This is a genomic window from Rhodococcus sp. P4_F3_2 (assembly GCF_056401335.1).
Genome location: NZ_JBFUJN010000021.1, coordinates 15,486 through 34,691, shown reverse-complemented (window position 1 = coordinate 34,691; position 19,206 = coordinate 15,486). Strand labels below are relative to the sequence as shown.

Annotated in this window: 19 protein-coding genes; 14 read left to right on the top strand and 5 right to left on the bottom strand. The window is 62.8% G+C overall.

What is annotated here, in order from left to right; all coding sequences use genetic code 11:
• Positions 1-70 precede the first annotated feature (70 nt).
• The gene (locus AC1DWA_RS21865) at positions 71-535 is read left to right on the top strand and encodes a DUF2716 domain-containing protein (protein ID WP_238077147.1); all 465 of its coding nucleotides are present in this window, start codon (positions 71-73) and stop codon (positions 533-535) included.
• 28 nt (positions 536-563) lie between these two features.
• Here the strand turns inward: AC1DWA_RS21865 and AC1DWA_RS21860 are convergent, their stop codons facing one another.
• The gene (locus AC1DWA_RS21860; protein WP_477846776.1) at positions 564-1,250 is read right to left on the bottom strand and encodes an MBL fold metallo-hydrolase; all 687 of its coding nucleotides are present in this window, start codon (positions 1,248-1,250) and stop codon (positions 564-566) included.
• Positions 1,251-1,424: 174 nt separating this feature from the next.
• Between AC1DWA_RS21860 and uvrA the strand changes: the two genes are divergently transcribed.
• Positions 1,425-4,385, top strand: coding sequence for an excinuclease ABC subunit UvrA (uvrA, locus tag AC1DWA_RS21855; RefSeq protein ID WP_477917038.1), 2,961 nt, complete (start codon positions 1,425-1,427; stop codon positions 4,383-4,385).
• 72 nt (positions 4,386-4,457) lie between these two features.
• Here the strand turns inward: uvrA and AC1DWA_RS21850 are convergent, their stop codons facing one another.
• The gene (locus tag AC1DWA_RS21850; RefSeq protein WP_019748620.1) at positions 4,458-5,168 is read right to left on the bottom strand and encodes an alpha/beta fold hydrolase; all 711 of its coding nucleotides are present in this window, start codon (positions 5,166-5,168) and stop codon (positions 4,458-4,460) included.
• Between the two features lie 80 nt (positions 5,169-5,248).
• Here AC1DWA_RS21850 and AC1DWA_RS21845 point away from each other — a divergent pair, with 80 nt between their 5' ends.
• Positions 5,249-5,959 carry a helix-turn-helix transcriptional regulator gene (locus AC1DWA_RS21845; protein ID WP_019748619.1) on the top strand — a complete coding sequence of 237 codons (711 nt, stop codon included), beginning with the start codon at positions 5,249-5,251 and terminating at the stop codon, positions 5,957-5,959.
• 5 nt (positions 5,960-5,964) lie between these two features.
• Here AC1DWA_RS21845 and AC1DWA_RS21840 read toward each other — a convergent pair whose 3' ends face one another.
• Together AC1DWA_RS21840 and AC1DWA_RS21835 are read right to left on the bottom strand one after the other, a co-directional pair.
• The gene (locus tag AC1DWA_RS21840; RefSeq protein ID WP_151531537.1) at positions 5,965-6,381 is read right to left on the bottom strand and encodes a DUF1801 domain-containing protein; all 417 of its coding nucleotides are present in this window, start codon (positions 6,379-6,381) and stop codon (positions 5,965-5,967) included.
• 1 nt (position 6,382) lies between these two features.
• Positions 6,383-6,751 carry a DUF1844 domain-containing protein gene (locus tag AC1DWA_RS21835; protein WP_020907885.1) on the bottom strand — a complete coding sequence of 123 codons (369 nt, stop codon included), beginning with the start codon at positions 6,749-6,751 and terminating at the stop codon, positions 6,383-6,385.
• A 370-nt stretch (positions 6,752-7,121) separates the two neighbouring features.
• Between AC1DWA_RS21835 and infC the strand changes: the two genes are divergently transcribed.
• The 6 genes from infC to pheT all read left to right on the top strand — a co-directional run bounded on the left by infC (position 7,122) and on the right by pheT (position 13,147).
• Entirely contained in the window at positions 7,122-7,814 is a 693-nt protein-coding gene (gene infC / locus AC1DWA_RS21830; RefSeq protein WP_003944008.1) for a translation initiation factor IF-3, read from the top strand.
• A 43-nt stretch (positions 7,815-7,857) separates the two neighbouring features.
• Entirely contained in the window at positions 7,858-8,052 is a 195-nt protein-coding gene (rpmI, locus tag AC1DWA_RS21825; protein WP_003944043.1) for a 50S ribosomal protein L35, read from the top strand.
• 63 nt (positions 8,053-8,115) lie between these two features.
• The gene (rplT, locus tag AC1DWA_RS21820) at positions 8,116-8,505 is read left to right on the top strand and encodes a 50S ribosomal protein L20 (RefSeq protein WP_019748616.1); all 390 of its coding nucleotides are present in this window, start codon (positions 8,116-8,118) and stop codon (positions 8,503-8,505) included.
• 23 nt (positions 8,506-8,528) lie between these two features.
• A complete protein-coding gene (locus AC1DWA_RS21815; protein ID WP_007736261.1) occupies positions 8,529-9,359 on the top strand; it encodes a TrmH family RNA methyltransferase in 831 nt (276 codons plus the stop codon).
• Positions 9,360-9,529: 170 nt separating this feature from the next.
• Positions 9,530-10,600 (top strand): phenylalanine--tRNA ligase subunit alpha, encoded by a 1,071-nt coding sequence (gene pheS / locus AC1DWA_RS21810; protein WP_003944109.1) that lies wholly within the window; start codon positions 9,530-9,532, stop codon positions 10,598-10,600.
• A gap of 60 nt (positions 10,601-10,660) precedes the next feature.
• Positions 10,661-13,147, top strand: coding sequence for a phenylalanine--tRNA ligase subunit beta (gene pheT, locus AC1DWA_RS21805; RefSeq protein ID WP_029255457.1), 2,487 nt, complete (start codon positions 10,661-10,663; stop codon positions 13,145-13,147).
• Between the two features lie 58 nt (positions 13,148-13,205).
• On the opposite strand, the gene AC1DWA_RS21800 is transcribed toward pheT, so the two are convergent.
• On the bottom strand, positions 13,206-14,270 hold the full coding sequence (locus AC1DWA_RS21800; RefSeq protein WP_029255456.1) for an Lrp/AsnC family transcriptional regulator: 1,065 nt from the start codon (positions 14,268-14,270) through the stop codon (positions 13,206-13,208).
• Between the two features lie 56 nt (positions 14,271-14,326).
• Here AC1DWA_RS21800 and AC1DWA_RS21795 point away from each other — a divergent pair, with 56 nt between their 5' ends.
• The 5 genes from AC1DWA_RS21795 (at position 14,327) to argC (ending at position 19,176) form a co-directional block, all read left to right on the top strand.
• Entirely contained in the window at positions 14,327-15,646 is a 1,320-nt protein-coding gene (locus tag AC1DWA_RS21795; protein ID WP_477846775.1) for a flavin-containing monooxygenase, read from the top strand.
• The gene (locus AC1DWA_RS21790; RefSeq protein ID WP_477917020.1) at positions 15,646-16,557 is read left to right on the top strand and encodes a bile acid:sodium symporter family protein; all 912 of its coding nucleotides are present in this window, start codon (positions 15,646-15,648) and stop codon (positions 16,555-16,557) included. Before AC1DWA_RS21795 ends, AC1DWA_RS21790 begins: the two co-directional genes overlap by 1 nt.
• Entirely contained in the window at positions 16,554-17,489 is a 936-nt protein-coding gene (locus tag AC1DWA_RS21785) for an SDR family oxidoreductase (RefSeq protein WP_477846774.1), read from the top strand. The genes AC1DWA_RS21790 and AC1DWA_RS21785 overlap by 4 nt, the downstream gene beginning before the upstream one ends.
• A 116-nt stretch (positions 17,490-17,605) precedes the next feature.
• On the top strand, positions 17,606-18,067 hold the full coding sequence (locus AC1DWA_RS21780; protein ID WP_477846773.1) for a hypothetical protein: 462 nt from the start codon (positions 17,606-17,608) through the stop codon (positions 18,065-18,067).
• A 38-nt stretch (positions 18,068-18,105) separates the two neighbouring features.
• Positions 18,106-19,176 (top strand): N-acetyl-gamma-glutamyl-phosphate reductase, encoded by a 1,071-nt coding sequence (gene argC, locus AC1DWA_RS21775; protein WP_477917018.1) that lies wholly within the window; start codon positions 18,106-18,108, stop codon positions 19,174-19,176.
• Positions 19,177-19,206: the final 30 nt, after the last annotated feature.

Sequence of the window (19,206 nt, the reverse complement as noted above, 5' to 3'; positions counted from 1 at the left end):
ATCCGGACACACCGTTCTGAAGTATCCGTTACCGCGTATCCGCATACGGCGTGTTCGAAGGTGTCACACAATGCGCACCGTTCGAGCACGATGGTGTTGTGACCACGAAGGTATCGCTGAGCCGACGCCGTCCGTGGTCTTCGATTTGGGTGCGGTGCCAGCTGCGACTCCAGGGGCGTGGGCCGCTCGAGTTGATGCGATCAACGCCGAAGCGTTGCGCTGTTTTGTCATCGATTGGAACGACGATCCCAACTTTGTCGTCCTGGACTGGCAGCATCCGGGCTACACCTTCGACGCGGAGGCGCATGCTGCCGCGAAAGAGTTGGCGGAGTGGCGTGTCCCGATCTATCCGAACGGCGACTACTACATATTCAGTCGTGACGACTTCACGGAAGGGACCTTCGGCCATCCGTGGGAACGCACGCTGTGTGTGTTCGGGGAACGGATGGTCGAAGGACTTGGCCGGACTCTGTCGACCTGGCTTCCGCGACTTCGCGTCGACGGTGAACAGGTCGATAGTCAGGAAGTCGGTTAGCGGGGTCCAGTACGGAACAGGTGAAACGTCACCAACCGCGCTCGCGCCATTCCGCCAGGTGCGGGCGCTCGGTACCCAGCGTCGTGTCCTTGCCGTGCCCGGGGTAGACGACAGTCGCGTCGTCGTACCTTCCGAACAACTTGTTTTCCACGTCGTCGAGCAGGGAAGTGAACTTCTCGGGGTCGGCGGTCTTTCCGACGCCTCCGGGGAAGAGTGAGTCGCCGGTGAAGAGGTGAACCTGCCCATTCGGTTCGGTCAGAGCCAACGCAATGGAACCGGGCGTGTGGCCGGACAGGTGAATGACGTCGAGGCTCAGATTGCCAACTGTCACCTTGTCGCCGTCTTCGAGGAGTACGTCCGGGGTGACGGGAAGGACCTCCGCGTCGAGAGGATGAGCCGCGGTCGGCACCTTGGTGGCAGCGTGGACGTCCTGCAGAGCCAACCAGTGATCACCGTGTTGGTGGGTGGTGACGATGGAATCGAAAACAGGTGCTTCCTGTTCGATGAGCGCAATGATCTTCTCGGCCTCGTTGGCCGCATCGATCAGGAGAGATTTCCCGGTCGCGGAACAGACGACGAGGTAAGTGTTGTTGTCCATGGGGCCGACCGACATCTTCGTGACGACGGCACCGTCGACTGTGCGCCGCTGAGGGGCAGAATCGGGGGAGACCTGACCGGTGTAGGAGTCGTCGATCACGATGGGCTGATTCGTCATGAAACGCAGGCTACCTTCGAATAGGGGCAGGTAGAGCGATGGGCTCGCCTGGTGAGAAAAACGTGTCGGTGGCTCGGCCTACGATGACGATCGCTCGAGGACTCGCGTTTGCGAGGCCACTCGAGACTTCTCCGGGGGGACGGCCCCGGACGATTGACAATGAAGGGAATTGGTGTGGCGGATCGCCTGATCGTGCGGGGTGCGCGTGAGCACAATCTGCGAGGAGTCGATCTCGACCTCCCGCGAGACAGCCTGATCGTCTTCACCGGGTTGTCCGGCTCCGGCAAGTCCAGCCTCGCGTTCGACACGATCTTTGCCGAAGGTCAGCGCCGCTACGTCGAGTCACTCTCGGCATACGCGCGTCAGTTCCTCGGTCAGATGGACAAGCCCGATGTCGATTTCATCGAGGGATTGTCGCCGGCGGTGTCCATCGACCAGAAGTCGACCAACCGCAACCCCCGTTCGACGGTGGGCACGATCACCGAGGTCTACGACTACCTCCGGCTCCTTTATGCCCGCGCAGGTTCTGCGCACTGCCCGGTCTGTGGTGAGAAGATCGCACGTCAGACCCCGCAGCAGATCGTCGACCAGGTGCTCGAGATGGAAGAGGGCATCAAGTTCCAGGTCCTCGCACCGGTAGTCCGTACCCGTAAAGGCGAGTTCGTCGACCTTTTCGATCAGCTCAATACCCAGGGCTACTCGCGCGTGCGCGTCGACGGAGTCGTCCATTCACTCGCAGATCCGCCGAAGCTCAAGAAACAGGAAAAGCACGACATCGAAGTAGTGGTCGACCGATTGCAGGTCAAGGCGAGCTCGAAGCAGCGCCTGACCGACTCGGTCGAGACCGCACTTCGATTGGCCGAAGGCATCGTGGTCCTCGACTTCGTCGACCGCGAGGAAAATGCACCTGATCGCGAGCGTCGTTTCTCCGAGAAACTGGCCTGCCCGAATGGCCACGCACTCGCGATCGACGATCTCGAACCGCGCTCGTTCTCCTTCAACTCGCCCTACGGCGCCTGCMCGGAATGCACCGGCCTCGGTATCCGCAAGGAGGTCGACCCGGATCTGGTGGTTCCCGATCCTGACCTGAGTCTCGAAGACGGTGCAATCGCGCCGTGGTCGATGGGCCAGAGTTCCGAGTACTTCGGACGCCTGCTGTCCGGCCTCGGCGACATTCTCGGATTCGACATGAAGACGCCGTGGAACAAGTTGCCGGCGAAGGCCCGCAAAGCAATCCTCGAAGGCAGCGAAGAGCAGGTGCACGTCCGGTACAAGAATCGGTACGGCCGTACCCGTTCTTACTACGCGGAGTTCGAAGGTGTGATGCCGTTCTTGCACCGCCGGCTCGAACAGACCGAATCCGATCAGATGAAGGAACGCTACGACGGGTACATGCGCGACACCCCGTGCCCGGCGTGTGGTGGTGCTCGCCTGCGCCCCGAAATCCTGTCTGTAACTATCGCGGCGGGAGACTTCGGCAGTAAGTCCATCGCCGAGGTCTGTGAACTGTCGATCTCCGATTGCGCGGATTTCCTGAACAGCCTCACTCTCGGCTCGCGTGAAGAGGCAATCGCGGGTCAGGTCCTCAAGGAAGTTCAGGCGCGCCTCGGCTTCCTGCTCGACGTCGGCCTGGAATACCTTTCCCTCTCGCGAGCCGCGGGCACGTTGTCCGGTGGCGAAGCCCAGCGAATTCGCTTGGCAACGCAGATCGGATCCGGACTCGTCGGTGTGTTGTACGTGCTCGACGAGCCGTCCATCGGGCTGCACCAGCGCGACAACCGGCGACTGATCGAAACCCTGACGCGCCTGCGCGACCTCGGCAACACGCTGATCGTCGTCGAACACGACGAAGACACGATCCGTACATCCGACTGGGTGGTCGACATCGGACCGTACGCCGGCGAGCACGGCGGCAAGGTCGTCCACAGCGGACCGTATGAAGAACTGCTGACGTGTGAAGAGTCTTTGACCGGCGCCTACCTGTCGGGTCGCAGCTTCATCGAGGTTCCGGCCATTCGTCGGCCGGTGGATCGCAAACGCCAGGTCACGGTCGTCGGAGCTCGCGAGCACAATCTCGACGGCATCGACGTGAGTTTCCCGCTGGGTGTTCTCACCGCTGTCACCGGTGTCTCCGGTTCGGGCAAGTCGACGTTGGTCAACGACATTCTCGCGACCGTCATGGCGAACAAGCTCAACGGTGCACGCCAGGTGCCTGGCCGTCACACACGAATCAACGGTCTCGATCAGCTGGACAAGCTCGTGCAGGTCGATCAGTCTCCGATCGGCCGGACTCCGCGATCGAATGCGGCGACGTACACCGGTGTGTTCGACAAGATCCGAACCCTGTTCGCGGCCACCACGGAAGCGAAAGTCCGCGGTTACCAGCCCGGCCGATTCTCGTTCAATGTCAAGGGTGGACGCTGCGAGGCGTGCTCCGGCGACGGAACCTTGAAGATCGAGATGAACTTCCTGCCGGACGTGTACGTGCCCTGCGAGGTATGCCACGGCGCTCGGTACAACCGCGAAACGCTCGAGGTCCACTACAAGGGCAAGTCGATCGCCGAGGTACTCGACATGCCCATCGAGGAAGCCGCCGAGTTCTTCCAGCCGGTGACCTCTATTCACCGGTACCTCAAGACGCTGGTCGACGTCGGACTGGGCTATGTCCGACTGGGTCAGCCGGCTCCGACCCTGTCCGGTGGTGAGGCGCAGCGCGTCAAGCTGGCCGCCGAGTTGCAGAAGCGGTCCACCGGTCGCACGGTGTACATCCTCGACGAGCCCACCACGGGTCTGCATTTCGAGGACATCCGCAAGCTCCTGATCGTGATCAACGGTCTGGTCGACAAGGGCAACAGCGTGATCGTGATCGAGCACAACCTCGACGTGATCAAGACGTCGGACTGGGTCGTCGACATGGGGCCCGAAGGTGGATCCGGCGGCGGAACCGTTGTGGCGCAAGGTACCCCGGAGGACGTTGCCGCGGTCCCCGAGAGCTACACGGGCAAGTTCCTCAGTGAGGTTCTCACCGCACAACACGCGCCCGTCAAGGCCAAGCCGATCACCAAGAAGCGTGCAACGAAGGCAGTTGCCGCAAAGAAGGCGGCGCCACGGAAGAAAGCTGCTTCCGTGAGCTAGTAGAAGGTGAGCAAGTAGAAGTCGGTCAGTGATGCCGGGTCGGAATCCGATCCGGCATCACTGCTTTGTCGATCAGGAAGCGGCGGCCTCGAGGATCACCTGGGCGACGTCTTCGGGGCGCGACCACATCGGCCAATGGCCGGTCGGTAGGTCGACGTACGTCACGGGGAGTTTCGCCAGTTCTGCGGCCATCGGATGACCTCCGTCGGCCATCTGGGCAATCACCGCGGACGGGAACGTGCTGCAAACGACGGTTGACGGCACCTGGTAGCGCTTTTCGTTCGTCAGGACAATCGGCTCACGCGCCGGCCCGGCCGGTTCGGGGACGGCGTTGGCGCGAAACGCCTCGAGAGCCTTCTCGTCGAGTCCTTCGAGGCTGCTGCCGTCTGCTTCAAGTTCTGCCCACGTCGGCAGCGGTATCTCGACGACGTCAGCGGCCAGATCCGGTCGCAGCGCCGCGCCGTCGGGCATGGGACCTGAATCGACGTAGACGATCCGCGCGACCCGATCCGGGATGCGATCGGTTACCGCGTATCCCACCGGGCCGGCGCCGCTGTGCACGACCAGGACCGTACGTTCGTCTGAATCCGATACAGCGTCGATGACTGCGCGGACGTGGGCGTCGAAGGTGACCGCTGATCTATCTGCATCGACGGCGTCGAGTCCGGGCAGCGTCAGGCTGGTCACGCGGGTGGTGTCGGAGCGCTCGAGGTGGGGGAGGACTGCGTCCCAAGCCCATGAGCCGAGCCAGAATCCGGGAACAAGAACGATGTGAGTTTTCATGGACTCACTGTGCAATCAGGTTGGTGACAACAGAGTGTCACCAATTATGTCACTGTTTGGTATCGAAATCTGCGACACTGGTGAACGTGAATCGAGCTGCGAGATTGCACGCTCTCGTCGAAGAGCTTCGGCGACAGGGCGATCGAGGGGCTACGTGTTCCCGATTGTCCGAGGAATTCGGTGTCACCACCCGGACGATCAAGCGGGATATCGAGACTCTGATGATGTCGGGCGCGGCGATCGAGGCGCGCTCGGGCCCCGGGGGTGGATACCGACTCGTAGGTCGCGCCACGCTACCGCCGGTCAATTTCACTGTTCCGCAAGCAGTTTCAATCGCGTTGGCCTTGACGGCGGCCGGTGACGCCCCGTTTGCGCCGGACGGACGAGCAGCTCTGGCGAAACTGCTCGACGTGATGGACGAGGAGAGTCGTCGTAAGGTCGCCGAACTCGGTGGCCGTGTGTGGATTCGCGGCGACGGCGGGGTAGTAGCGGATTCGCGCACGAACCGGCGGGCCGTCGAGCAGGGACTCGAACAGAGTCGCGTCGTGTCGTTGCACTACGTGGACGGGGACGGTGCGGAGACGGTGCGGGCAGTTGAGCCGCACATTCTGGCGCAGGACCGTGGGCAGTGGTTTCTCATCGGCTGGTGTCGCCAGCGCGACGCGGTGCGGTGGTTTCGACTCGATCGAATGCGGCGGGCCACGCTGACGAACGATCACTTCACACCACGGGATTCGACCCTGTTCGGCCAACCGCCCGAAGACGCTCGGCCTGTAGCCCCACGAAGGTGACCTGTTCAGTCGATCATGTTGCGGGCTGCGGCAACGGAATCCGTGATCAGTTCGGTCAGGACTGCCATGTCGACGTCGCTCAGCCGTTTGACGTACAGGCAGCCCTTGCCGATCTTGTGCTTGCCGAGGCGCGCCAGTGTGTCGGTGTAGTCGTCGAAGTTCAGCGACAAATAAAACGTGAGCGCGGTGGCCCTGGGGGAGAACCCGATCAGTGGGGTGTCACCTTCGTGGCCACTCGCATACCGGTAGTGCCGTGCCCCGAAACCGATGATGCTCGAGCCCCACATGACGGCGGGCTCGCCGGTCGCGGCCGACAGCAAGGAGATCAGCTCCACGCTGTCGGCACGCTTGCGGTCGTCGACGCGTGAAATGAATGCGTCGACGTCCTCGGGCGTCGGTTGAGTCTTGTTGGCGGTTGCCAACTCAGTAGACCGGACCGGTGAACTTCTCGCCCGGTCCCTTTCCTGGCTCGTCCGGGTGCGAGGAGGCCTCACGGAATGCGCGCTGCAGGGCTTGAAGGCCTTCACGGATGGGTCCGGCGTGGGGGCCGAGGTATTCGACCGACGCAGTCACGAGTCCGGCAAGCGCCGTGATGACTCGACGAGCTTCGTCGAGGTCCAGATAGGGACTGGAAGACGGATCGGCGTCGGAGAGGCCGAGTTTTTCGGCAGCCGAACTCATCAGCATCACTGCGGCGCGGCTGATGACCTCGACCGCGGGAACTTCGGAGAGTTCGCGGACGTCGGGGTTCGCGCCGTCGGTGTTCTGATCTGCCTCGAAGTTCTCACTCATGGTTGTAAGGATTCCATCAGGCTGTGGTCGTGTTGAATCGGGCCTCTCCCGGCAGCACTGGGAGCGGCACCGATTTCTTTCATCTGTGGCGACCTGTTACTCTTGTTGCAACGACCGCCTCCGACTTGTTCGGGGGCAGCAAGTGGAGTCCGACTCCCACCTCTGCGCGGCAGGTAAAACTGCGGTTCAGTGGTTCCGGTCACCTGTTATCGGAGATCAATTCTTCGTCAGGTTCCTCGCTCAGTCGAGGAGATAGGTTTCGGCGTGAGCTGGATCTTATGTGATCGGTCGACATCGGGCCCCGCGGATGAGCAATCATCACAGCGGGGCTTTTTTGTTGGGGTGCGGGCGGTACGGGCTGCGTGCGGTCATGAAGACCGCACCGTTCAACCTAGGAGGCCCCATCAGCACTGAGACCCGCATCAACGATCGTATCCGCGTTCCCGAGGTTCGTTTGGTCGGACCTGGCGGGGAACAGGTAGGCATCGTGCGTGTTGAAGATGCACTCCGCTTGGCCCTTGAGGCCGACCTCGACCTGGTCGAGGTAGCTCCTGATGCCCGTCCACCGGTCTGCAAGATCATGGACTACGGCAAGTTCAAGTACGAGGCTGCACAGAAGGCACGTGAGTCACGTAAGAACCAGCAGCTGACGGTCATCAAGGAGCAGAAGCTCCGACCCAAGATCGACGACCACGACTACGAGACCAAGAAGCGCAACGTCGTTCGCTTCCTCGAAGCCGGTTCCAAGGTCAAGGTCACGATCATGTTCCGCGGACGTGAGCAGTCACGCCCCGAACTCGGCTACCGCCTTCTGCAGCGTCTGGGAGCAGACGTCGCAGATCTCGGATTCGTCGAAACCTCGGCAAAGCAGGACGGCCGAAACATGACGATGGTCCTGGCACCGCACAAGGGCGCCAAGACTCGCGTCAAGGCGCAGGAGAGCGCTCAGGCGCCAGTGGCTCAGGCTGCTCCGCGTCCGGCTCCGGCCGCACCGGCTTCCAGTGAAGCAGCTCCGGAAGCACCGGCGACCGGCGATGCCGCTCCCGAGGCTCCGGCCAGCTAGTCGATTTCCCAAGATCCACCACGTAACAAGAACTGAGGACTCCATGCCCAAGATGAAGAGCCACAGCGGCGCCTCGAAGCGATTCAAGGTGTCCGGCAGCGGAAAGCTCATGCGCCAGAAGGCCGGCCGTCGCCACCTTCTCGAGCACAAGTCCAGCAGGGTTACCCGTCGTCTCGACGGTGTCGCTGTTGTCAGCCCTGACGACGCTCCGCGCATCAAGCGCATGCTCGGCATCTGAGTCGCCCCCTTACTGACCACCCGGGGCCGTACTTTCAGCCCCTAGATTGACAGGATTTTTCAAGTGGCACGCGTAAAGAGGGCGGTCAACGCCCAGAAGAAGCGTCGTTCAATTCTTGCTGCATCCAGCGGCTACCGTGGACAGCGTTCGCGTCTGTACACCAAGGCCAAGGAGCAGCAGCTCCACTCGCTCACCTACGCGTACCGCGACCGTCGTGCGCGCAAGGGCGAGTTCCGCAAGCTGTGGATCACGCGTATCAACGCTGCAGCTCGCGCAAACGACATCACGTACAACCGCCTCATCCAGGGCCTGCGTCTGGCAGAGGTCGAGGTCGACCGCAAGATCCTGGCCGAGCTCGCTGTCTCCGATGCCGAGGCCTTTGCCGGCCTGGTCGCACTCGCGAAGGCCGCTCTGCCGGCTGACGTGAACGCTCCTGCCGGAGAAGCAGCCTGATTCACGCATCACAGCAACGGCCCGTGGACCCGCTCACCGAGCGGACTCCGCGGGTCGTTTCTGCTGTCAAGCTCCTGCGCACAGCAGAACGACGCAAAGCAGGACGTTTCCTCGTCGAGGGCGAGAACTCGGTCACCGAACTGTTGAACGGTGCACTCTCGAACGGCGAGGCCCGCCCGGTACACGACCTCTTCTACACCGAGGACGCAGCCGAGCGCTATCAGCACGTCATCGATCGGGCGCTGACCGCTGGAGTTCGTGTTGCTCTTGTGACCGATCGAGCAATCAAAGCTCTGAGCGATACCGTCACGCCGCCCGGTCTCGTTGCCGTCAGCGATCTACTGGATGTACCGCTGAGCGCAGCCGTCCATCAGGAGACCCGCCTGCTCGCAGTGCCGGTCGAGGTCAACGAACCAGGTAACGCGGGCACCGTCATTCGCATCGCCGACGCAGTGGGTGCCGATGCGGCAATCCTCGCCGGTGACAGCGTCGATCCGCACAACGGCAAGGTCGTTCGTTCGTCGGCGGGCAGCCTCTTTCACCTGCCAGTCGTCCGCGATCGAGACACGGTGTCGGTGATCGAGCAGATTCGCGCAGCCGGCATTCAGATTCTCGCGACTGCAGCTGACGGCGAGGTCGATCTCGACGAGGCCGACGAGTTGCTGAGCAAGCCGACGGCCTGGCTGTTCGGTAACGAAGCTCACGGTCTCGATCCGGCGATCGCCGCGCAGGCTGATCATCGGGTCAGGATTCCGATCCATGGCCGCGCCGAAAGCTTGAACCTCGCGACAGCGGCGGCAATTTGCCTGTACGCAAGCGCGCGGGTGCAAAATCGCGCCACCGATCACGGCTGAAAACGCACGCGAAGACCTCACGGAATCCCATTTGCGGAAGCCTGAGACAATACAAGAGCAGAGACAATGCTCGAGCGAGTTCGAATGCTCGCTCGCAGTACAAGAAGTAAGCAGTACAAGAAGCACGCAGTACGAGAAGTAAACCGAGAAGCGACAGGAGCGTCACAGCCGTGGCCAAAAATGAGGGCGCGACACCGCCGGAGGTCGACGCGAGTGTACTCACCGAAGAGGCGTTGACCGCTGCGGCTGAGAACGCCGAGAAGGCGCTGGCGGACGCCGCTGACCTGGACGCGCTGGCGCACGTCAAGGTGGAGCACCTGGGGGACAAGTCCCCGATCGCCCTCGCGCGCCGGGGACTCGGCAGCCTTCCGGGCAAGGAAAAGGCGGACGCCGGTAAGCGCGTCAACATCTTCCGCACTCGGATCAACAACGCGTACGACGCTCGTCGTGAGGTCCTCCTCGCCGAGCGTGACGCCGCGGTGTTGGTTGCCGAGGCAATCGACGTCACTCTGCCCTCCGATCGCCACCCCGTCGGGGCGCGTCACCCGATCAGCCTGATTTCCGAGCAGGTCGCCGACGTATTCGTCGCGATGGGTTGGGAAGTTGCCGAGGGTCCGGAGGTGGAGACCGAGCACTTCAACTTCGACGCGCTCAACTTCTTGCCGGATCACCCTGCACGCACGATGCAGGACACCTTCCACCTGGCACCCGAGAACTCTCGCCAGGTGCTGCGTACCCACACCTCGCCGGTGCAGGTCCGCACCATGCTCTCGCGTGAGGTGCCGATCTACGTGGTGTGCCCGGGCCGCACGTTCCGCACCGATGAACTCGATGCGACCCACACGCCTGTCTTCTCGCAGGTCGAAGGCCTGGCCGTCGACAAGGGCCTGACCATGGCCAACCTGCGCGGGACTCTCGACGCGTTCGCTCGTGCCCTTTTCGGCCCCGAGACGCGTACCCGTATGCGCCCCAACTACTTCCCGTTCACGGAACCGTCGGCCGAGGTCGACGTCTGGTTCGCGAACAAGAAGGGCGGCGCCGGCTGGGTCGAGTGGGGCGGCTGCGGCATGGTCAACCCGAACGTTCTGCGCGCCAGCGGTATCGATCCCGACGAGTACTCGGGTTTCGCATTCGGCATGGGCCTCGAGCGGACCCTGCAGTTCCGCAACGGTATCCCGGACATGCGCGACATCGTCGAAGGTGACGTGCGTTTCACGCTGCCCTTCGGTGTCGCAGGCTGACCGATCCGGTCCGCGGAACCTTCACAAAGACTTATCGACAAACGAGAGAGCTGAGCAGACGTGCGAGTAGCGCAATCCTGGCTGACCGAGATCCTGCAGCGGGCAACTCCGGACTGGGAGGTGACCCCGGAAGAGCTGGACGCCGGGTTCGTCCGGGTGGGACTCGAAGTCGAGGAACTCGACACACTCGAGGCGATCGACGGCCCGTTGGTCGTCGGCAAGGTCGTCTCCATCACCGAACTGACCGAGTTCAAGAAGCCGATCCGCTTCTGCCAGGTCGAGGTCGGCGAACCCGAGCCTCGCGGCATCGTCTGTGGCGCGCGCAATTTCAACGAGGGTGACCTCGTCGTCGTTGCGCTGCCTGGCGCGGTGCTGCCCGGCGGATTCGAAATCGCCACTCGCAAGACGTACGGCCAGGTGTCCGACGGCATGATCTGCTCCGTCTCGGAACTCGGTATCGGCAAAGACCATTCGGGCATCTTGGTGCTCGAGCCTGGTACCGCCGAACCCGGCGCAGATGGCAACGAGTTGCTCGGTCTCGGTGACACGATCATCGAACTGAACATCACCCCGGACCGTGGCTACTGCTTCTCGGTCCGCGGTCTCACGCGAGAGCTCGCCTGCGGCTTCGATCTCGAATATGCCGATCCCGCTTCGGTTCCCGCGCACCCGGCTGAGGGTGAAGCCTGGCCGGTGCGCCTCGAACCGGAGTCCAAGGCTTCGCGTTTCGTGATGCGGAAGATCACGGGTATCGATCCGCAGGCAGTGAGCCCGTGGTGGCTGCAGCGTCGACTTCTGCTCTCGGGTGTTCGCCCGATCTCGCCGGCCGTCGACGTCACCAACTACGTGATGCTCGAACTCGGTCAGCCTCTGCACGCGTTCGATGCGACCTCGGTGCAGGGCGACCTGGTGGTCCGTCGCGCCAAGGCGGGGGAGAAGCTGACGACGCTCGACGACGTCGAACGTACGCTCGATCCCGAAGACGTTGTCATCGCCGACGATTCCGGAGTCATCTCGCTGGCTGCCGTCATGGGCGGCGCAACCACCGAGGTGGGAACGGCAACGACGGACATCCTCCTCGAAGGAGCTACCTGGGATCCGCTCGCAGTCTTCAAGACGGCGCGCCGGCACAAGCTGCCGAGTGAGGCGAGCAAGCGTTTCGAGCGCGTCGTCGATCCGGCGATTCCGCTCGCGGCCGTCGACCGCGCAGCCGCTCTGCTGGTCGAGATTGCCGGCGGACGGATCGAGCCGGTCCTGACCGACGTGGGCGATGTCGCCCCTCGCGCTGCCATTCGCATGGATATCGACCTGCCCGATCGTGTCGCCGGAGTCACGTACCCCAACGGCACCGCTGCTCGCCGCCTCACCCAGGTTGGCTGCAACGTCGAGGTCGGCGTCAGCGAAGAGGGACACGGCCAGTTGGTCGCGACGCCGCCGTCGTGGCGTCCGGACCTGGTGCAGCCTGCGGACCTTGTCGAGGAAGTTCTTCGCCTCGAAGGTCTCGAGCAGATCCCGTCTGTGCTTCCCGCTGCTCCGGCCGGACGCGGATTGACTCCGTCGCAGCGGCGTAAGCGCACGGTGTCGAAGGCCGTGGCTCACGCCGGTTACGTCGAGGTACTTCCTCCGGTCTTCCTGCCCACCAACGTCTTCGACGTCTGGGGCCTCGACGCGGATGATCCGCGCCGCAACACCAGCAAGGTCCTCAACCCGCTCGAAGCCGATCGTCCGGAGTTGGCGACCACGCTGCTCCCGGGTCTGCTGGAGATCCTGGCTCGCAACGCTTCTCGCGGTCAGCGTGATCTTTCGCTGTACGGCATCGCGCAGGTTGTCCTGCCGGGCCCCGATACCAAGCCGGTGGATGCATTGCCGGTGGATCGTCGCCCGACGGACGAGCAGATCGCGAACCTGATCGCGTCGTTGCCGGCTCAGCCCGTGCACATCGCTGCAGTGTTGAGTGGTTTGCGTGAGCCGAGCGGCCCCTGGGGTCCTGGCCGTCAGGCCGAGGCTTCGGACACTTTTGCAGCAGTGCGGGTCATTGCAGCTGCAGCAGGCGTCGAGGTGGAACTGCGTGCGGCGCAGTACCTGCCGTGGCATCCCGGCCGTTGCGCCGAGGTTGTCATTGACGGCAACGTAGTCGGTCATGCGGGCGAACTGCATCCGGCTGTTCTCGAGCGTGCGGGATTGCCTGCGCGCACTTGTGCACTGGAGATCGACCTCGACGCTTTGCCGTTGGTCGAGAACCTGCCGGCGCCGCGCATTTCGCCCTTCCCCGCAGTGCTCCAGGACGTGGCGGTTGTTGTCGATCGCGATATTCCTGCGGCGAAGGTCCAGGAAGCTCTGCGTTCCGGCGGCGGCGAACTTCTCGAAGACATTCGCCTCTTCGACGTCTTCGAGGGCGAGCAGGTCGGTGAAGGCCGCAAGTCGCTCGCGTTCGCGTTGCGATTCCGTGGTGTCGACCGGACACTGACCGAGGACGAGGCAAGCGCGGCTCGCGATGCCGCGGTCGAGGCTGCCTCCAAGGCAGTCGGTGCGCAGATGCGCGGCTGATCTACTCAACTGATCACAGAGCCCACGTCCACTCCCGGTGGTCGTGGGCTCTGTTGTGTTATCGGTTTTCCGGTGAATCGGTGCGGCTCGGCAACCACACATCCGGGGCGATAGTCGAGGTTCTGCGCCCGTCCTGATCGAGTACGTGACCGAGCAGTTTGCGCAGGTGCAGCACGATGGATCGTTCGGTGACGTAAAGCCCCGAAATCTCCTTGCGCAGACGAATTTCGAATGCATCGAGTTCTGCAGGAGAATGCAGCCACAACTGAACCACCAGATTGTCGGCGCCCACCACCGCGAAACAGTTTCGGACTTCCGGCGCTCGGCTCAGTAATCGGCCCGCAGTATCGAGAAGTTCGGGTTCGACGCGGCACCACAGTGTGGCGAGCACGGGAAGCCCGGCCAGCGGCCGGGCAAATTCACACCGCAGCGCCACCAACCCCGAAGACGTGAGCCGGTCGATCTGGCGTTTGCACGCAGCCGGACTGACACCGATCGCGTCGGCCAACTCCTTCATGGGAGTGCGCCCGTCGTAGGCGAGGATCGTGAGAACCTTGCGATCCTGTTCGGAAATGCCGGTCGACCGAGCGCGCACGGCAGTACGGTTTTCGCTGGTGGTCAGTACACCCTTCTCGGACGGTGCCAGCGCATTGAGTCTCCATCGCCCACCTTCGGTGAACCAGCGTGTGATGATCGAGGTTCGTGTCGCGAGTACGCCGTCGATCGTTGCGATCTCTTCCGAGATGAAGCGCGACATCGACGCCAAGTCCGCAGTACCGGCTGTGACGAGCAGATCGGCTCTACCTGTTGATACTTCGATGGTCACGGCGTGGGCCAAGACGGTGAGACGTGCCGCGACGGTGTCGAGAAGTTCTGGTGAGCAATCGATTTCGATGATCGCTGTGACGATGGTGCCCAGCACCTGTGGCCCCGGAGTAACCGTGACCCAGGCCAACGACGATTCGGACAGTCGATTCCAACGCCGGGCGAGAGTCGCGGCGTCGAGTTCGAGTGGGCCGGCCAACGAAAGCCACTTCGATCGCGGTGCGAGCTGCAGCGCATTGATTATCCTCAGATCGATTTCATCTATCCCGCGATCGTTGTCGGCATCGAGTGCGCTCATAACGTCATTATCCTGCACATTGCCGCAAGATTCGAACTATCTGCGACGCTCGACCCATGAGCACAGAGGCCAAGTACGCGCTGATCGGAGCGGGTCCGTCTGGATTGGCCGGCGCGCGAAACCTCGATCGAGCCGGAATAGCGTTCGACGGCTTCGAGAGCCACGACGACGTCGGTGGGCTCTGGGACATCGACAACCCGCACAGCACCGTCTACGAGTCGGCGCACCTCATTTCGTCGAAGGGCACCACCGCATTCGCGGAGTTCCCGATGGCGGATTCGGTTGCCGACTACCCGAGCCACGTCGAACTTGCCGAGTATTTCCGCGACTACGCCGATACCCACGATCTTCGCAGGCACTTTGCCTTCGGCACTACCGTCATCGACGTTTCGCCGGTCGATTCGCTGTGGAAGGTCACCACGCGTAGTCGCAGCGGTGAGACGACAGTCGCGCGGTATCGAGGCGTGATCATCGCGAACGGAACGCTGTCGAAGCCGAACATACCGACGTTCCGGGGCAACTTCACCGGCACGTTGATGCACACGAGCGAGTACCGCAGCGCCGAGATCTTCCGCGAAGGGCGGGTACTGGTCATCGGAGCGGGCAACAGTGGATGCGACATCGCCGTCGATGCCGTCCACCAGGCCGAGTGCGTCGATTTGAGCGTTCGGCGAGGCTACTACTTCGTCCCCAAGTATCTGTTCGGGCGACCCTCGGACACCTTGAATCAGGGAAAGCCGTTGCCGCCGTGGATCAAACAACGCGTCGACACCTTGGTACTCAAGCAGTTCACGGGAGATCCGGTGCGGTTCGGATTTCCGGCACCGGACTACAAGATCTACGAATCGCATCCGGTCGTGAACTCGTTGATCCTGCACCACATCGGGCACGGTGACGTGCACGTGCGCGCTGACGTCGACCGGTTCGAGGGGAAGACGGTGCGGTTTGTCGACGGATCGTCTGCCGACTACGACCTCGTTCTCTGCGCCACGGGGTATCACCTCGACTATCCCTTCATCGCGCGCGAGGACCTGGATTGGTCGGGTGCTGCCCCGGACCTGTTCCTCAACGTCGCGAGTCGCCGCCACGACAATCTCTTTGTTCTCGGCATGGTCGAAGCATCCGGTCTCGGGTGGCAGGGCCGTTACGAGCAGGCCGAGTTGGTGGCCAAATTGATCACCGCACGCACCGAAGCCCCCGCCGCGGCGCGCGAATTCTCGGCAGCGGCGGCCGGCCCTCCTCCCGATCTGTCCGGGGGATACAAGTACCTGAAGCTGGGACGAATGGCCTACTACGTGAACAAGGACGCCTACCGATCGGCGATCAGACGGCACATCGGACTGCTCGATGCCGCTCTGACGAAGGGAGGTCAGTGATGCCGATCGATGACGTGGTGCTCAACTTCAACCCGGGATCGTTGATGATCCTCAACGTGGTGCTGGCCGCGATCATGCTGGGGATCGCCCTCGACACCTCGGTCGACGACTTCCGTCGTGCGCTCACCAAACCCAAGGCGATGGCGGTGGGTATCGCTGCCCAGTTCCTGCTGCTGCCGGCAGTGACTTTTCTGCTGACGCTGATTCTCTCGCCCGCTCCCTCGGTAGCGCTCGGCATGATCCTGGTGGCGTGCTGCCCGCCGGGCAATATCTCGAATGTCCTGACTCACCGGGCGGGCGGCGACGTCGCACTCTCGGTGTCCATGACGGCGGTGTCGAACGTCTTCGCGATCTTCCTCATGCCGCTCAATCTCGCGTTCTGGGGGAGCCGACGCCCGGAGACCGACGCTCTGTTGCAGTCCGTGAACCTGAATGCGCTCGAGATGGTCGCGCAAATCGCCCTGATCATCGGTGTGCCGTTCGTTCTCGGCATCTGGGCGGCACAAAAGTTCCCGGAGATCGCCGCGAAAGCGCAGCCGTGGGTGAAAAACGGTTCGTTGGTGGCGTTGTTGATCTTCATCGTCGCGGGTGTGTCAGGGAATGMGTCGTACTTCGTCGACTACATCGGGGTGGTACTGCTTGCGGTCTTCCTGCACGACACGGTTGCCCTCGCACTGGGATACTTCTGCGGCGCCGTCACCGGGTTGAACGAATACAGCCGTCGCGCCGTCTCTTTCGAGGTCGGCATCCGCAATGCCGGACTGGGCCTTGGCCTGGTGTTCACGTTCTTCGACGGGCTCGGTGGCATGGCCGTCGTGGCCGGCTGGTGGGGAATCTGGGACATCATCGCCGGGTTGGCTCTGGCGACGATCTGGTCCAAGCGACGCGCCCGAAAGGCGGTACCGGCATGACCGTCGCACTCGTCACGGGCGGGAACGGGTTCCTGGGTACCGCTGTCATCGACGCACTGATCGCGCAGGGCATCACCGTCGTCTGTGTCGACCTCACCGTCAAGGACACGCCGGACGATCGCATCCGCCGCGTTAGGGCGGACGTCTGCGACCCCACAGAATTGGGGCGGGTGTTCGGTCAGTACCGACCGAACGTCGTGATCCACCTTGCGTCCATCGTGAATCCCGGCAAGAACATGACAGCAGAGCAGGAGTACCGCGTCGACGTCGACGGGACACGAAACGTGCTCGCGGCCTGCGTCGAACACGGGGTTGGACGGATCGTCGTGTCTTCGTCCGGAGCGGCGTACGGCTACCACTCCGACAACCCACCGTGGATCACCGAGGACGTACCTGTCCGAGGCAACGACGAATTCACTTACAGTCGCCACAAACGCCTGGTCGAAGAGATGCTCGCCGAATATCGCGTCGAACACCCGGAGTTGGAACAAGTTGTCTTCCGGATCGGCACGATCTTGGGTGAGAGCGTCGACAATCAGATCACCGCGTTGTTCGATCGCCGCAAGCTGCTCAAGGTTGCCGGGAGCGACAGCCCCTTCGTGTTTGTCTGGCACACCGATGTCGCGGGCGCTTTTGCGGAGGCCGTGACCGGAAACCAAGTGGGCATCTTCAACGTCGCGGGCGACGGCTCGTTGACCGTCGACGAGTTGGCTTCCCGGATGGGCAAGCGCACGGTGACGCTTCCTGCATGGCTGTTGCGAGGCGTTCTACGCGTCGGACGGCGATTGGGCGTAACGGAACACGGTCCGGAGCGCGTCGGATTTCTCCAGTACCGACCCGTTCTCGACAATCGGCGGCTCAAGGAACAGTTCGGGTACGTCCCCGAATATTCGAGCGAGGACGCGTTTGCCGCTTACCTCGCCTCACGCTGACCCCTTCGGCAGACAGTCGTGGAAGGATCGGAGTTGTCCGTCGGCATTTCGAGAAGGGACTGACAGTGTCACGAAATGATGGGCCCGAACATGATGGGTCCGAGCACGATGGTTCCGTGCACCAGGTAGTCGAGGCCGCCAGTGCACTCGACGACAAGGACTTCCTCGCGGTCGTTCGCGCAGTGGTCGAGCGTCGTCCGAGCTTGTCGGTCCTTCTTTCCGTGGTGGACACCGCTGCCGCGAGCCTCGAGCTGCACCGTGTAGAGGACGACAACACGATCACCGACGCCGAAGAAGTCGAACTGCCCGACACCGTTGTGGAGGTCGACGAGATCATCGACGTCCCGGTGGTACTTGCGACCGACCCGAGAGTTCCCGAACCCGACTACACCGAAGGGGGAGTCCCCACTTTCGACCGTGTTCGGGAGAAGATAGAGGGGCGCTTCGGTACTTCCATAGGTTCGGCCGAATTGGCACACGAGAGTCCTGCCGGAAAGTCCGTCGACGAGCAGTGGGACGAGCGCCGGAAGGCCGCAAAAGCCAAGCTCGAGGAGATCCGGCGATCCATGGGTAAGTAATTATGCATTCCGATGCACAATGATGCATACTGTGTGACATGACTGAAGGTGGTACGACCGAGAACGCACGCAAGCCGATCRGAGTCGCCGTTGCCGGCGCCAGTGGGTACGCCGGTGGTGAGGTTCTGCGTCTGCTCCTCGGGCACCCGTCCTACGCCGACGGCAGTCTGGTGATCGGTTCGCTGACCGCCGGTGGCAACGCCGGTTCGACGCTCGGTGAGCATCATCCGCACTTGCTCCCACTCTCTTCGCGGGTACTCGAAGAGACCACTGTCGAAATCCTCTCGGGTCACGACGTCGTCTTCCTCGGTCTCCCACATGGAAATTCGGCTCAGTACGCCAAGTTGCTGCCCGAGTCGACGGTCATCATCGACTGCGGCGCGGACTTCCGGCTGCAGGATCCCGCAGCCTGGGAGAAGTACTACAAGAGCACTCATGCCGGTACCTGGCCATACGGTCTTCCTGAATTGCCCGGTGCCCGTGAGAAATTGGTAGGCGCAACCCGCATTGCCGTTCCGGGCTGCTACCCGACGGCAGCGAGCCTCGCGCTGGCCCCCGCCGTTGCCGCGGGGATCGTGGACTCACACGTGAACGTGGTTGCGGTCAGTGGCACTTCGGGCGCCGGCCGGGCGCCGAAGGCCGATCTGCTGGGTTCCGAGGTCATGGGCTCCGTCCGCGCATACGGTGTCGGAGGTGTCCATCGCCACACCCCTGAGATCATTCAGAATCTTTCGGCCGCAGGCGGCAAGGACATCAGTGTTTCTTTCATTCCAGTCCTCGCGCCCATGCCGCGCGGCATCCTCGCGACCTGCACGGCAGCCACCACGGCCACCGAAGAGCAAGCGCGCGAAATCTACGAAAAGGCATACAACGACGAGCCGTTCATCCACGTGCTGCCTGCCGGAGTCTTTCCGCAGACCGGTGCCGTGATCGGATCCAATGCCGTGCAGATCGGGGTCACCGTTGACGCCGACGCCGGTCAGCTCGTTGTCATCTCGGCAATCGACAATCTCACCAAGGGCACCGCCGGTGGCGCGGTGCAATCGATGAATCTCGCCCTTGGCCTACCCGAGACCGCAGGTCTCTCTACCGTGGGAGTAGCTCCGTGAGCACCGACAATCCGCAGCAGATCGACAACG